This is a genomic window from Haloarcula halophila (assembly GCF_029278565.1).
GTDB classification, from domain to species: Archaea; Halobacteriota; Halobacteria; order Halobacteriales; family Haloarculaceae; genus Haloarcula; species Haloarcula halophila.
The window spans coordinates 804,673-817,962 of sequence record NZ_CP119559.1 but is presented as its reverse complement, the minus strand read 5'-3'; the positions used below and the strand labels follow the sequence as shown (position 1 = coordinate 817,962).

The window sequence follows — 13,290 nt, the reverse complement described above, 5'->3', positions numbered from 1 at the left end:
CTCACGGGTGGGTGAAGTAGGCGACCGATTCGCCGTCGGCGTCGAGGTCGTCGAGTCGGGCAAACCCGATCCGCTCGAACTGGACCAGATCGTCGGCGTCGTACTCCGTCAGTCCCGGCTCGCCGATCCCGGTCACGTCGCCGTCCATCGTCCGAAGCCGGAACGACGGTCCGTCGGCGGGTGCCCAGTGGACGACGTCGACGCCCTCCTCGCGGACGGCGCTGATGTCGTCGCCGGCGTACTCGAAGGCGTCCCGCGTGTGTCGCACGCAGCCGTAGCCTTTCAGCCAGACCCGCTCGCCGTGGGCCGGCAGGTCGTCGCCCTCGACGACGACGCCGCCCGCGACGGGAATCTCCCGGCGGCCGCGGTCCTCGTGATCGGGGTGGAACGGTGGCTGCCCGGTGTCGGGGCCGCCGACGATCTGGCGCTCGACCAGGCCGCCGTACTCGTCGCCCTCGCGGACGAAGAACGCCCGGTCCGTCCCGTCGTCGATCAACTCGCGGTTGTTCGCGTACACCGAGGACATCGCCAGGTCGACGTTGGAGGTCGAGGTGCCCAACTCGACCATCGCGTCGACGAGGGCCTCGCCCCGGATGCCGCGCCGTTCGAGGCTGGCGACCGTCGGCGCTCTGGGGTCGTCCCAGCCGTCGAGGTCGCCCTCTTCGATCAGTTCCGCGATGGTCGAGGTCGACAGCGAGACGTCGTACTCGTCGACCTGGACGTGACCCCAGTGGACGACCTCGGGGTACTCCCAGCCGAAGTAGTCGTAGACGAACTGCTGGCGCTTCGCGGAGTCCTGGAGGTCGATCCCGCGGATGATGTGGGTGATATCCAGCAAGTGGTCGTCGATCCCACTCTGGAAGTCGAGCATCGGCCAGCAACGGTAGTCGGCGGCCGCCTCGCGGGGATGTGGCGTGTCGATGATCCGGAAGGCGACGAAGTCCCGCAGCGCCGGGTTCTTGTGCGTGATGTCGGTCCGTACGCGGAGGACCATCTCGCCGCTCTCGTACTCGCCGTCGACCATCGCCTCGAACTCCTCGTGGACCGTCCCGGCGTCTTTCTCACGGTGTGGACAGGCCTCGGCGTTGTTCTTCAGATCGGAGAACTCGCCCTGGGGACACGAGCAGGTGTAGGCCCCGCCGGCGTCGATGAGGTCCCGGGCGTGGTCGTAGTAGCTCTCGACCCGGTCGCTGGCTTTCACGACCGAGTCCGGCTCGAAACCCAGATAGTCGATGGCGTCGAGGATCTGGTCGTAGGCGTCCAGGTCCGGCCGCTTTGTCTCGGGGTCGGTGTCGTCGAACCGGCAGACGAACGCGCCGTCGTAGCGCTCCTTGTAGGTGCCTACGACGGCAGCCATTCGCGCGTGGCCGATATGCCAGGGGCCGTTCGGGTTGGGGGCGACACGCATCCGGACGCCCTCCTCTTCGTCGACGTTGGGAAGGTCGGGCAGTGGGTGGTCCTCGCCCTCGTCTTCGCTTTCGATCTCTTCGAGACGGTCGGGGGCCAGTTCGGCGATCCGATCGCGTCGTTCCTGGCCGTCCATCCCGTTGACTCGATCGACGACCGGAGCGATGATCCCCGGAATCTCGTCGCCGTACTCGCGGAACTCGGGGTTCTCGCCCATGAGTGGCCCCATGATCGCCCCGACCTGTGCCTCGCTGTCGTGTTTGACCGCGTTGAGGAGGGCGTCGACTTCGGCGGCCTCCTCGATACGGGCACGAAGCTCGTCGTCCATGCACGACCCTGGCACCGCCCCGGTCAAAACGGCGTCGGGTTGGCTCGGGGCCTGTCACAGCCGTCCGAAGACGGGGGACGCAACGCTCACCGTCACAGGCCCGAAACCCCGTCAGTCACTGCCCTGGTTCGACTACGATTTCGTTCCTAGGTGTGTACTAATTCCCTCGAGCGCGTCGATGCCGGTCACCTCCCCGGATTCGTCCGGAACGGTCCACAGATCGAGGTCGGGCAACGATCGCCGAAGCGTCTCGATCGCCTCGGTCTGGACCGCTTTCTTCCCGCGACACCGCTCGCAGTCCCCCGGGTCATCGATGACCTTGTTCACGACGAGGGTGGTCACGGGCACCTCGAAGGAGCGTAACTGTTCGACGAGGCGTTCGGTCTCCCGGACGGCCATGGTCTCCGGTATCGTGACGGCCCGGAACGCGGTCCGGTCCGGGTCCCGGAGGACGGTCCCGACCCGTTCCATCCGATCGCGCATCTCCGAGAGATCGTCCGGACCGTCGTCGCTCCGCCGGCCGGCCATCGGGCCGAACATCATAGTTCGGGCGGTGTCGACCTTCCGTCGAACCTGGTCGCGCAGGTCGAGTGCCGTAGCCATCCCCCGGTCAATGACTTCGGGGAGATCGAGGAGCCGGAGCGTGTGGCCCGTCGGGGCCGTGTCGAAGACGACCCTGTCCCAGCGGTCGTTTCCCACGTAGGTTTCAATCCCTTCGAGCGCAGCGAGTTCGTCGCTTCCGGGCATGATACCGCTCGTGAACAGCGCCGAGACCTCCGCTTCGTCGAGGTCGATGCCGGCCTCGCTGAACTCCGCGGCCAGCGTCTCGAACAGTGACTGGTAGCGGTCGATCCCGGTCTGTGGGTCGACCTCGACGCCCCAGAACCCGTCGCGAATCTCGGTCGGATTCCCGCCCAGATTCGCCTCGACGGCGTCGGCCAGCGAGTGGGCCGGATCGGTCGAGACGACCAAGGTCTCGAACCCTTCGCGGGCCAGTGACAGCCCCGTCGCCGTCGCTACTGTCGTCTTTCCCACACCACCTTTGCCACCGTAGAGGACGAACTCCGTCACAGCGGCTCTAGGTGACACTGGCGTATAACTGGTGTCCCCGCGATAGCGGGGTCAGTACTCGCGTTCGACGAGATAGTCCGCGATCCCTTCCAGCAGGAAGCGCGCCTCGTTGTCCGGGAGGACTTCCAGGTTCTCCTTCCCGCTGGCGATGAGGTCGTGGGCCGTCTCGCGCGCGTACTCGATCGAACCGACCTCGTGGAGGCGGTCGACGGCCGCGTCGATCTCGGCCTCCGAGACCGCATCGACGGATTCTGTCGTGACGAGTGACTCTAGATCGACACCCTGTTGGCGAGCGTGCAGCGTCACCAGCGTCTGCTTGTTCTCGACGAGATCCGACCCGCGCTGTTTGCCCAGTTTCTCCGAGGGCGTCGTCAGATCCAACAGGTCGTCCTGGATCTGGAAGGCTCGCCCGACGTCGAGTCCGTAGTTGTACAGCGCCTCGACCGTCCCGTCGTCGGCCCCCAGCAGCGTCGCCGGGATGGCCGCCGCCGCGCCGTAGAGCACGGCAGTCTTGAGTTCGACCATCTCCAGGTACTCGTCAGGAGTGACCGACTCACGCTGTTCGAACTCGATGTCCAGTGACTGTCCCTCACAGATTCGGGTACAGGTGGTCGCGAGCCGTGTGGTAGCGTCGACCGACCGCTCGGGGGCAGCACCGGTCGAGAGCAGGAACTCGAAGGCTTTCGAGTACAGCGTATCACCGGCAAGGATCGCCGTCGAGAGATCGTACTCCTCGTGGACGGCTGGCACACCACGACGCAGTGGATCGTCGTCCATGATGTCGTCGTGGATCAGCGTGAACGTCTGGATGACTTCGATGGCGAGTGCCGCCGAGAGCACGTCGGCTTTGCCACCGTCCAGCGTCGGGAACGCCCGGTAGTCCACAGCCGAGGGCTCGATATCGAGCAACGATTCGGCGACGAGCAACAGCACCGTCGGCCGAAGCCGCTTGCCACCAGCGTCTAGCAGGTATCGCGACGCCTCGTAGAGGTGGTCCGGCCGTTTGACCGGCAGGTCCTCCGGGAGCGCGCTGTTGACCCGCTCTCGCCGGGCGACGATGGCGTCTTCGACTTGCTGATGGCGTTCGGACATACTCTCACTCGGTGAGCTTGATCATGTTGCCGTTGCGGGTCACGTGGAGGTCCCGGCCCATCTGGTACCCCATGTCTTCACAGAGATCGACGTACGGCGCGAACCCTTTGAGGTCCTGGTGGGCGGGGATGACGTTCCGCGGCTGGAGCGCGTCGAGCATCTCGTAGTGGCCTTCCGACCGGAGGTGACCGGAGACGTGGATGTCGTCGTAGATGCGGGCACCCTGCATCCCCAGCAGTTTCTCGGACTGGTAGCGCTGGCCCTCGTTGGTCGGCTCCGGGATGACCCGGGCCGAGAAGATGACCTTGTCGCCGTCGTCCAGTTCGTAGGGTGTCTCGCCCCGTCCCATCCGGGTGAGCATCGCGCGCGGCTCGCCCTGGTGGCCGGTGACGATCGGCAGGAAGTTCTCCTTGCCCTCGTTCATGATCCGCTTGAACGTCCGGTCGACGGACTTGCGGTGGCCGTACATCCCCAGGTCCTCGGGGAAGTCCACGAAGTCAAGCCGTTCTGCGGTCCCGGAGTACTTCTCCATCGAGCGGCCCAGCAGGACCGGCTGGCGGCCGATGTCGTCCGCGAACTCGACCAGCGAACTCACGCGGGCGATGTGGCTGGAGAACGTCGTGGCGACGATCCCGCCGTCGTAGTCCTCGATGCTGTCCATGACGTCCTTGAGGTGGCGACGGGCGACCGACTCGGACGGGGTCCGTCCCTTCTTGCCGGCGTTCGTACAGTCCTCGATGTAGGCCAGGACGCCCTCGCCCTCGCGGCCGATCTCGCGGAACCGCTTCATGTCGATCGGGTCGCCGATGACCGGCGTGTGGTCCATCCGCTTGTCGAGCCCGTAGACGACCGCTCCCTCGGGCGTGTGGAGGACCGGGTTGATCGCGTCGATGATCGAGTGGGTGACGTTGACGAACTCGAGTTCGTTCCGTTCGCCGATCTGCATCGTCTCGCCGGCTTCCATCTTGACCAGGTCGTTCTGGACGCCGAACTTCTCCTCGCCCTTGATCTGCTGTTTGACGAGTTCGATCGTAAACGGCGTCGCGACGATCGGTGCGTCGTAGCGATGCGCGAGCTTCGAGATCGCCCCGATGTGGTCCAGGTGACCGTGTGTCGGGACGATCGCCTTCACGTCGCCCTCCAGATCGGACATGACCCGGTCGTCCGGGATCGCGCCCATGTCGATGAGATCGAGCGAGTGCATCCGCTCGGTCTCGACGTTGTCGTGAATCAGTACCTTCGAGAGGTTCAGGCCCATGTCGAAGATGACGACGTCGTCACCCGCACGGACTGCCGTCATCTGACGGCCGACCTCTTCGTATCCGCCGATTGTTGCGATTTCGACTTCCATGGTTGTAGCTCCGAGTGGAAGCCGTCCGCGTGCACGCGGTCGGCAGTGGCGACGACGGTAACGGCTGTGAAACGGCGTCTCGATTCCGTGGCGACTCCGAGGCCAGTCGGGAAACCCGTAGCCCCCGAGCCGGAAGGGTGGACTCTCGTCCGGACGACATACACCCGTCGTCTGCCGGCCGCCGATCCGCGCCCTGCGGGCGGCCGTACGCTCGGTTACTCGGCCCTACAACACGCCGTCTTAAAACGATGTGGGTTCATTTCGACTGCTCGTCGTCGAGTTGGTCCGACAACGGGTCGTCGTCTCCGCTGACGGTGAAGCCACCGACATCGTCGGGTTCCTCGTCGTCACTCTCGCCGTCGGCCTGTTCGGGCTCGTCGTTCGTCGAACCGTCGGGGTTGGAGACGAACGGCTCTGTCTCCCCGGCGTCGAACGACTCCGTGTCGTCGATCGGTTCCGGTTCGAGGGTATCCGTCCCGGTTTCGTCCGGCGGATTCGGGTCGGGTGTTCCCGTCTCGGTCCTGTCGTCGGCGTCCGTCTCGAACATCTCGGACTCGTCGTCGGTCGCCGTCGGGTCGCCGTTCGGCGGTGCCTCGAAGCGGTCGTCGGCCGACTCGTCGGTTCCGGAGTCACGCTCAGCGGTATCGAACGGATCGTCGTTCCCATCGTCGGCAGTCGGTGGATCGGCCACCGGTTCCGACTCTTGCTGTGTCTCCTCTCGCGGGGTCGCCTCGCCGTCGTCGAACGCTGTCGGGTCCGGTGGCGACCATTCCTCGGGCGGTGCGGACGGATCGGTCTCCGTCGTCGGCTCCGGTGACTCCCGGTCCCGGTCGTCACCGTCCGGGCTCTCGGCCGCCGGGTCGCTGCCAGCACCAGCCGTCGTATCGGTATCGGCTCCTGCCTCCGTGGGGTCCGGCTCGCTTGCCGGGGACGTGTCGGGACCGCTGTCACCGCCGGCGAGGGGGTCGGTCCGAGAAGCCGTGGTCCCGTCCTCTTCTGGAGAGTCCGGACTCGTCTTGGGCTCACTATCGCCCGCTGAGAGCCCGGCGGCCGACGACTCGGAGGGCTCCCTGGCAGCCGTCCCGGACTGGGCTGTTTGGTCCGTCGGCTGTGATCTCGGTGCGGAGGTGTCTGTCGCGGTTCTCGGTTCCGCCGACGACTGTTCCCGGCTGGCTGCGGCACCACTAGGGGCGGCCTGATCGGTCTGGGCGAGCGGCGCTTCCTCCGACGCGTCGTGACCCGACCCACTGTCGTCCGGTTCACCGGTGGCGGCGACCGCGCCGACCATCGCCGCGTCCGCGATGAGCTTGTGTAGCAGGCCGAACACGCCGGAGAGACTCAGGAGGAGGCCCACGACGGTCACGACGATACCCAGTATCGCGCGGGCACCGGCGTCGCCGGTCGCTTCGAAGGAACCGTACTCGACGAGGACGTTACCGACGGCGATGAGACCGCCGCCGATCAGGGCGACCACGAGCAGATACCCGAGGAACTTCGTCCCGTATCGGTAGACGTCGGGCAATCCAACAGCAGACATAGTTCGACCATCGACAACAGCCGGCAAATAGGTTACGACGGTTTTACCCGCCGTCCCCGACCGTCGTCCCGGGGGTTCCGCCCGCGAGGAACTCCGCCAGTGCGTCCGGACCGAAGATCTGGGCAGGTGCCGATAGAGCCAGTAGCGTCCGGACTTTGCCGGCCATCCCACCGGAGACGTCCGTCGCGTCGCTGGCACCGAGCGCGTCGGCCACGTCCCGGATGTCGTCGATCCGCTCGATCACCGCGCCGTCGCCGTCGAGGACGCCCGGAACGGTCGAACAAACTCCGATCCGGTCCGCGCCCAGTGCGGACGCGAGTTCGACGACGAGTTCGTCACCGGAGAGGACGGTCGCGCCTTCGCCGGCCTGGACCACGAGATCGCCGTGCAGGACGGGGACGAACCCCTCGCCGAGCGCCGTCCGGATCTGCTCGGGCGGGAACTTCAGCGTGCCGTCCCCGGTACGTGCTCCGGCGGAGAACGGATGGATCGGGACCGCGGGGACGCCCCGCTCGGTCAACTCGGCGACGATGCGGGCGTTGAGCCTGGCCATCGCGCCGTGGATGGCCTGAACCGCCCCGGCGTCGTGGGTCCCGTCGGTCGTGCTGACGCCGTGTTCGGCCGCGTGGTGGTGGCCGAAACTACCGCCGCCGTGGATCACGACCAGATCGTCCTCGGCTGCCACGACCGCGTCGGCCGCGGCGGCCAGTCGCTCGTCGTCGACCGTCTCCGGTTCGTCTTTCACCGTGACGACGCTCCCGCCGAGTTTCAGGACGGTCGTCATTCCCGGCGAACCCCGTCGGTGTCCAGTTCCGCACGGAACGCGTCCTCACAGCCTGGCGTGTAGCGCAACGCGGTGAGCGCGCCGTCGGTCTCGTCCAGGGCGACGATACAGCCACCGCCACCGGCGCCGGTCAGTTTCGCACCCGCGGCACCGCCCTCGCGTGCCGCCCAGACCATCGCGTCCAGCGACCGAGAGGAGACGCCGAGCGCCGCGAGCAACCCGTGGTTGAAGTTCAGCAACTTCCCCAGCGCCTCGTAGTCGTCCGTCCCCAGCACGGACTCGCCTTCCCGGACGATATCCCCGATCGCACCGACGGTATCTGCGGCGAACTCGTACTCCTCCCGGAGTTGCCGGACGCCCGCGACGAGTTCGCCGGTGTCCCCGGCCCCGCCGTCGTAGCCGATGACGAAAGGGAGGGTCCCGACGCCCTCGATCCGCCGGCAGTCGTCGCCCTCGACCCGGACCGCCCCGCCCATCGCCGAGCAGAACGTATCCGCTCGCGAGGCTTGCCCGTCTTGGACCTCGTACTCGACTCGGTAGGCGCGGTCCGCGATCTCTTCAGGTGTCAACTCGACCCCCAACTCACGTGTGGCGGCGTCGATCGCCGCGACGACGACCGCCGCCGACGAGCCCAACCCGGCACCCAGCGGGATGTCGCTCTCGACGACGATCTCGAAGCCGGCGTCGGGCCTGTCGGCGACCTCACGGGCCTGTGAGACGGCTTCGTTGATGTAGCCGACGCCCGCCCGAACGAGTGATTCGTCGACTTCCAGATCGGGGTGTCCGTCGCCGTCACTGTACTCGACGGTGTAGCCGTCGAGCGTGAGGTCGTCGACGTGGACCCGCAACCCCTCGTCGATCTCTCTGGCGGTGACGCGTGCCCGCTTCTCGATGGCACACGGGACCGCCGGCTCGCCGTAGACGACTGCGTGCTCCCCGAACAGGTACACCTTCCCGGGAGCGCTCGACGTGACCATACCCGCCCGTGGTCACCGAGGGGGTTAGGCGTTTTCGGAGCGGTCCCGCCCGTGGACCCGCATCGACATCTCCTGACGCGGGTGGGCGGTCAGCGAGGGCAACAGCTCCAGCGGCGTCTCTCCGAGGAACTCCAGGCGATACTCGCGTGCGGTCGTCGCCGTGATGAGTTGGGCTTCGAGCATCGCCAGGTGCTTGCCGATGCAGTGGCGCGGCCCGCCGCCGAAGGGGAAGTAGGCGAACCGCGGCCGCTCCTTGGCGCGCTCGGGTCGCCAGCGCTCGGGGTCGAACGTCTCCGGGTCGTCGTAGAACCGCTCGGAGCGGTGGACACCCCACTGGGGGAGCATCAGCGTCGTCCCGGCCGGCACCGAGTACCCAGCCAGTTCCACGTCGACGGTGGGCTCCCGGAAGATCGTGTAGACCGGCGGATACAGCCGCATCGCCTCCTGGATCACCCATTCGAGATACTCCAGCTCACGGACGTGTTCCATCCCGGGCCGGTCGTCGCCGACGACCTCGTCTAGTTCCTCGTGGACACGTCGCTCCGCTTCGGGGTGTTCCGAGAGGAGGAACCAGGTGTAGGTCAGCGTCAACGCCGTCGTGTCGTGGCCGGCAAGCAGCATCGTCATCATCTCGTCCCGGAGCTGTTCCGGCGACTGCTGACCGTCGTCGCGGGCCCGCAACAGTACCGACAGGAAGTCCATTGGTCCGTCCTCGTCGCTGCCGACCGTTCCCTCGCGCGTCTCGATGATGTCGTCGAGGACGCCGTCGAGAGTCTCGACCGCCCGGTCGAACTTCGCGTCGTCTGGCATCGGCATCCACTGGGGGGCCGCGAACCTGATGGGGTCGGGCTCGAACCGCTCGCCCAGCGGCATCAGTTGTTCCTCGATCGTTTGGACCGTCTCTTCCTCCAGTTCGACGCCCATCATCAGATCGAGGATGACGTCGAGAGTCACCCGCGTCATCGCCTGCTCGGCGTCGATCACGTCGCCGTCTGTCCAGCCGGCGATGCGGTCCTCGGCGTGGCCGGTGATCCGGTCGGCCATCCCGGACAGCCGGCTCATCGAGAACGCGGGGTTCGCGAGTTGGCGCTGACTCTCCCAGGTATCGCCCTCGCTCAACAACAGCCCGTCACCCAGGAGATCCCCGAGCGCGTCGCCCTGGAAGTCCGGCTTGCGGAAGTCGTCGGCCTCCGAGACCAGAACCCGTTCGAGGGCCGTGGGGTCACAGACCATGAACGTGTCCATCGGCCCCATGTCGAAGCGGGCGACGTCGCCGTAGGCCCGTTCTAACGCGGTGATAAACCGGAACGGGTTCCGTGCGTACGTGCGGCTGCTCCCGAACAGCGGTTCGCCCTTCGGTCCCGGCGGCGTCCCTGACATTGGCCGGGGTTAGGACTGGACACGTTTGAATCGTGTGCCAACATCGTTAGCGCCACCGACCCGGATCGAGGTTCCAGTCCCTGTTCCGTCGCACCCAGACCCCACAGACGCCGCCGACCGCGCTGATCCCGACGGTGTACGCCAGGAAGAACCCGAACACGAGTCCGAGAAAGAGATCGTAGGCGGGTGCCGACGGCGGAATCCCGAACCCCAGCAGGCCGGCGATGTACAGCGCGGGCACGAACAACACGAGCAGTGGGAGCATCGCCGCGACACCGGCGAGCGTTCCGACCCAGAGCCCGCGAGTGTATCCACCACCGTCCCGATGAGCCGCGACGGCGCCGCCGGCGATCGACGAGAACGGGAGAAAGGAGAGCACGATCGTCACGAGCGCACCCGTCCCGGCGTCGGCTAGTGTCTCACGCATCTCGCTCGTCCGGTTCGGCGGGGGAGGTCATGTAGCTTCCGAGCACGCCGTCGGTGACTGTCTCACGAGCTTGTACCGATCAGTTCCCGATATCTGTCTCGTATCTGACGTAGTTGCCGAGCCACCCGCCCGCGGCACTCAGACCGACGATGTAGAGCAACCCACCGACGATCGCGACCAGGAAGACCACGATACCGAGTGCCCCGAACGCGAGGGGTGCTTCGAGCGCGAACAGCCCGAACATAACGAAGAACAGCCCGAACAAGACCATCACGACGAGGAGTCCAAGCACACCGGAGATCGTCCCGACTCTGAGCCCGTCGTTCCGGTCGCCGCCTTCCAGATAGCCCGCGATCGCGCCGCCGAACAGCGGGGAGACGAAGGGGAGGAACGAACTCAGGACGACCGTCGCGACCGCACCGATCACCGCGTTGAGGAGGGTGTCTCCTTCTGCCATCGCCCGTCCGTTCTCTCGGCCCGCTGGTAATCCTTGCGTTCGCTCCGGGACGACAGACCCGCCACTCGTAGCGTCGGCAGGAAACAGAAGACTGCGCGAAAACGAGCCTCAGATACCGGATTCGAAGTCGTCGAGCCCGTAGGCGGGCTCGGCACCGCGGCGGTCGAGCGTCTCGTTGGCGAGCAGCCAGTAGACGACCGACAGGGCCTTGCGCCCCTTGTTGTTGGTGGGGACCACGAGATCCACGTTGGACGTGGTGTTGTTGGAGTCACACATCGCGATGACCGGGATACCGACCGTGATGGCCTCCTTGACGGCCTGGGCGTCACCGATCGGGTCGGTGACGACCACGACGTCGGGCTCGATGTAGCCGTCGTAGTCGGGGTTGGTCAGCGTGCCGGGGATGAACCGGCCCGTCCGGGCGCGTGCCCCGACGGCCTCGGCGAACTTCTCGGCCGGGAACCGGCCGTACTGGCGTGAGGAAGCCACGAGGATCTGCTCGGGCTCGTAGTTGGCCAGGAAGTCCGCGGCGGTGCGGATACGCTGGTCGGTCATCGAGACGTCCAGCACGTAGAGCCCGTCGGTCCGGACGCGGTGGATGAACCGGTCCATGTCCTTGGTCTTTTGCTGGGTCCCGATGTGGACGCCGGCCCCGAGGTAGTCGTCGACGGGGATCAGCAGGTCCGCTTCGGCCTGCTCGTCGGGCATGACGTCCTCGTCGAGCTGGGGCTCGTCGTCTGTTGCTTCGGCCTCGGCCGCCTCGTCGGCGGCGTCAGCGGGCTGTTCGGCTTCCGTCTCGGCCTCGGTATTGGCGTCGGCGTCGACTTCCTCCTCGTCCTCTGACGGGTCGAAGTCGGACTCTGACGCGTCGAGACCCTCTTTTTCGTTGCCGCTCATACTGCGTTGTCCTCGATACGGATCAGTTCGTTCAGCTTGGCTGTTCGCTCGCCGCCGACCGCGCCCGTCTTGATGAACGGTGCGGCGGTCGCGACGGCGAGGTGTGCGATGGTTGTGTCCTCCGTCTCGCCGCTGCGGTGGGAGACGACCGACTCGTAGCCGTTCTCGACGCCGAGTTCGATGGCGTCGACGGCGTCGGTCAGCGTCCCGATCTGGTTCGGCTTGATGAGGATGCTGTTTGCGGCACCGGCCTTGATGCCCGCCTGCAGCCGCTCGACGTTCGTGACGAACAGGTCGTCACCACAGACCAGCGTCTGGTCTCCGACCTGGTCGGTCAGGTCGGCGAAGGCCTCGTAGTCGTTCTCGTCGAGGGGGTCCTCGACGTAGACGAGGTCGTACTCCTCGACCTTCCCGGCGATGTAGTCGATCTGCTCTTCGGTGGATTTGACGCCGTCGTCGTAGACGTAGCCGTCCGACTCGTCGTCGTACAGCTCGGCACCGGCGACGTCGAGGCCGAAGGTGATCGCGAAGCCGAAGTCGTCCGCGATGGTCTCGACGGCTTCGTCCATGATCTCGAACGCCTCGTCGTCCGAGATGGAGGGTGCCCACGCACCCTCGTCGCCCTTGCCCGCGGGCAGGTCGCGGTCGGCCAGGATGTCGTGGACCTCCTGGTGGACCGCGGCGTTGGCGAAGACGGCCTCCTCGACGCTGGGTGCGCCGACGGGGGCCGCGAGGAACTCCTGGATGTTGGTGGCGTCCGCGGCGTGTTCGCCGCCGCCGATGATGTTACCCAGCGGCGTCGGGTACTCGTTGCCGCGGAAGGTACCACCGAGGTGCTGGAAGAGTGGTGCACCCAGCACGTCGGCACCGGCTTTCGCGGCCGCCATCGAGATGGCGACCGCCGAGTTCGCACCGATCCCGGAGAAGTCGTCCGTACCGTCGGCAGCGTGCAGCGCCGCGTCGACGTCACGCTGGTTGCCGGCGTGGACCTCGCCGATGAGGCGGGGGAGTGCCTCCTCGCGAGCGTTCGCGATGGCCTCCTGGGCCGGGAGTTCGATCGCCTCGTACTCGCCGGTGCTTGCACCGCTCGGTGCTTTGCCGCGGCCGAATCCCCCACTCTCCGTGAGGACGTCAGCCTCGACGGTCGCGTTCCCACGCGAGTCGAGGACGCGGCGGAGTCGTACGTCTGTGATGAGCGTCATTTGTGGTCACCTCGCCTGACTGTGAACGGAAGCACCCCGGCGTCGTACTCCTCGGCAGCGATGAGGATCGGCTGGGTCTGCTCCGTCTCGATGAGCACGGGGGCACCGTGGGCCAACTGCAGCGCTCGTGCGCCCAGTTTGCGGGCCTTCTCGTAGCGGCTTTCCTGTGCGTTCATTGGTAGGGTGCGACGATGTCGACGAGGTCCTTGTGCGAGACGAGCATCCGGCGACAGCAGTGCCGCTCGACGCCGAGTTCGTCGAGGACCATCTCGGGGTCCTCGGGCTCTTCGGCTTCACGGGTACGGGCCTTGAACTCCTCCCAGTGCTCGCCGACGACGTTACCGCAGGTGAAACACCGGACCGGTACCATCATACTTTGA

At 66.6% G+C, this 13,290-nt stretch carries 14 protein-coding genes; all 14 read right to left on the bottom strand.

Translation table 11 applies throughout. From position 1 onward, the window contains the following. Position 1: 1 nt before the first annotated feature. Positions 2-1,735, bottom strand: a complete 1,734-nt coding sequence (locus P0204_RS04290; RefSeq protein ID WP_276221982.1) for a glutamate--tRNA ligase — start codon at positions 1,733-1,735, stop codon at positions 2-4. A 132-nt stretch (positions 1,736-1,867) separates the two neighbouring features. Then, complete coding sequence (locus P0204_RS04285) at positions 1,868-2,806, bottom strand: ArsA family ATPase (RefSeq protein ID WP_276221980.1); 939 nt, start codon at positions 2,804-2,806, stop codon at positions 1,868-1,870. Between the two features lie 51 nt (positions 2,807-2,857). Next, positions 2,858-3,898 carry a geranylfarnesyl diphosphate synthase gene (gene idsA3, locus P0204_RS04280; RefSeq protein ID WP_276221978.1) on the bottom strand — a complete coding sequence of 347 codons (1,041 nt, stop codon included), beginning with the start codon at positions 3,896-3,898 and terminating at the stop codon, positions 2,858-2,860. Positions 3,899-3,902: 4 nt separating this feature from the next. Next, a complete protein-coding gene (locus tag P0204_RS04275; protein WP_276221976.1) occupies positions 3,903-5,249 on the bottom strand; it encodes a ribonuclease J in 1,347 nt (448 codons plus the stop codon). Between the two features lie 256 nt (positions 5,250-5,505). Beyond that, positions 5,506-6,786: a hypothetical protein gene (locus tag P0204_RS04270; protein ID WP_276221974.1), complete on the bottom strand. Its 1,281-nt coding sequence runs from the start codon at positions 6,784-6,786 to the stop codon at positions 5,506-5,508. Positions 6,787-6,829: 43 nt separating this feature from the next. After that, the gene (locus P0204_RS04265; protein ID WP_276221973.1) at positions 6,830-7,570 is read right to left on the bottom strand and encodes an isopentenyl phosphate kinase; all 741 of its coding nucleotides are present in this window, start codon (positions 7,568-7,570) and stop codon (positions 6,830-6,832) included. Then, the gene (gene mvk / locus P0204_RS04260) at positions 7,567-8,547 is read right to left on the bottom strand and encodes a mevalonate kinase (RefSeq protein WP_276221971.1); all 981 of its coding nucleotides are present in this window, start codon (positions 8,545-8,547) and stop codon (positions 7,567-7,569) included. Before mvk ends, P0204_RS04265 begins: the two co-directional genes overlap by 4 nt. 24 nt (positions 8,548-8,571) lie before the next feature. Continuing rightward, entirely contained in the window at positions 8,572-9,927 is a 1,356-nt protein-coding gene (locus tag P0204_RS04255) for a cytochrome P450 (protein WP_276221970.1), read from the bottom strand. A gap of 46 nt (positions 9,928-9,973) precedes the next feature. Beyond that, positions 9,974-10,354 carry a DUF5518 domain-containing protein gene (locus tag P0204_RS04250; RefSeq protein ID WP_276221969.1) on the bottom strand — a complete coding sequence of 127 codons (381 nt, stop codon included), beginning with the start codon at positions 10,352-10,354 and terminating at the stop codon, positions 9,974-9,976. A 79-nt stretch (positions 10,355-10,433) separates the two neighbouring features. Continuing rightward, positions 10,434-10,811, bottom strand: coding sequence for a DUF5518 domain-containing protein (locus P0204_RS04245; protein WP_276221968.1), 378 nt, complete (start codon positions 10,809-10,811; stop codon positions 10,434-10,436). Positions 10,812-10,919: 108 nt separating this feature from the next. Then, positions 10,920-11,708 (bottom strand): 30S ribosomal protein S2, encoded by a 789-nt coding sequence (gene rpsB, locus P0204_RS04240; protein ID WP_276221966.1) that lies wholly within the window; start codon positions 11,706-11,708, stop codon positions 10,920-10,922. Beyond that, a complete protein-coding gene (eno, locus tag P0204_RS04235; protein WP_276221964.1) occupies positions 11,705-12,910 on the bottom strand; it encodes a phosphopyruvate hydratase in 1,206 nt (401 codons plus the stop codon). The genes rpsB and eno overlap by 4 nt, the downstream gene beginning before the upstream one ends. Beyond that, a complete protein-coding gene (locus P0204_RS04230; protein ID WP_276221962.1) occupies positions 12,907-13,086 on the bottom strand; it encodes a DNA-directed RNA polymerase subunit K in 180 nt (59 codons plus the stop codon). Before P0204_RS04230 ends, eno begins: the two co-directional genes overlap by 4 nt. Next, the gene (locus P0204_RS04225) at positions 13,083-13,283 is read right to left on the bottom strand and encodes a DNA-directed RNA polymerase subunit N (protein ID WP_166970841.1); all 201 of its coding nucleotides are present in this window, start codon (positions 13,281-13,283) and stop codon (positions 13,083-13,085) included. The genes P0204_RS04230 and P0204_RS04225 overlap by 4 nt, the downstream gene beginning before the upstream one ends. Positions 13,284-13,290: the final 7 nt, after the last annotated feature.

Bases quoted from the DNA above. Each gene is read 5' to 3' on its own strand.
- rpsB (WP_276221966.1), bottom strand. From the start codon at position 11,708: ATGAGCGGCAACGAAAAAGAGGGTCTCGACGCGTCAGAGTCCGACTTC.
- P0204_RS04225 (WP_166970841.1), bottom strand. From the start codon at position 13,283: ATGATGGTACCGGTCCGGTGTTTCACCTGCGGTAACGTCGTCGGCGAG.
- idsA3 (WP_276221978.1), bottom strand. From the start codon at position 3,898: ATGTCCGAACGCCATCAGCAAGTCGAAGACGCCATCGTCGCCCGGCGA.
- P0204_RS04265 (WP_276221973.1), bottom strand. From the start codon at position 7,570: ATGACGACCGTCCTGAAACTCGGCGGGAGCGTCGTCACGGTGAAAGAC.
- P0204_RS04245 (WP_276221968.1), bottom strand. From the start codon at position 10,811: ATGGCAGAAGGAGACACCCTCCTCAACGCGGTGATCGGTGCGGTCGCG.
- mvk (WP_276221971.1), bottom strand. From the start codon at position 8,547: ATGGTCACGTCGAGCGCTCCCGGGAAGGTGTACCTGTTCGGGGAGCAC.
- P0204_RS04255 (WP_276221970.1), bottom strand. From the start codon at position 9,927: ATGTCAGGGACGCCGCCGGGACCGAAGGGCGAACCGCTGTTCGGGAGC.
- eno (WP_276221964.1), bottom strand. From the start codon at position 12,910: ATGACGCTCATCACAGACGTACGACTCCGCCGCGTCCTCGACTCGCGT.
- P0204_RS04230 (WP_276221962.1), bottom strand. From the start codon at position 13,086: ATGAACGCACAGGAAAGCCGCTACGAGAAGGCCCGCAAACTGGGCGCA.
- P0204_RS04290 (WP_276221982.1), bottom strand. From the start codon at position 1,735: ATGGACGACGAGCTTCGTGCCCGTATCGAGGAGGCCGCCGAAGTCGAC.
- P0204_RS04275 (WP_276221976.1), bottom strand. From the start codon at position 5,249: ATGGAAGTCGAAATCGCAACAATCGGCGGATACGAAGAGGTCGGCCGT.
- P0204_RS04250 (WP_276221969.1), bottom strand. From the start codon at position 10,354: ATGCGTGAGACACTAGCCGACGCCGGGACGGGTGCGCTCGTGACGATC.
- P0204_RS04270 (WP_276221974.1), bottom strand. From the start codon at position 6,786: ATGTCTGCTGTTGGATTGCCCGACGTCTACCGATACGGGACGAAGTTC.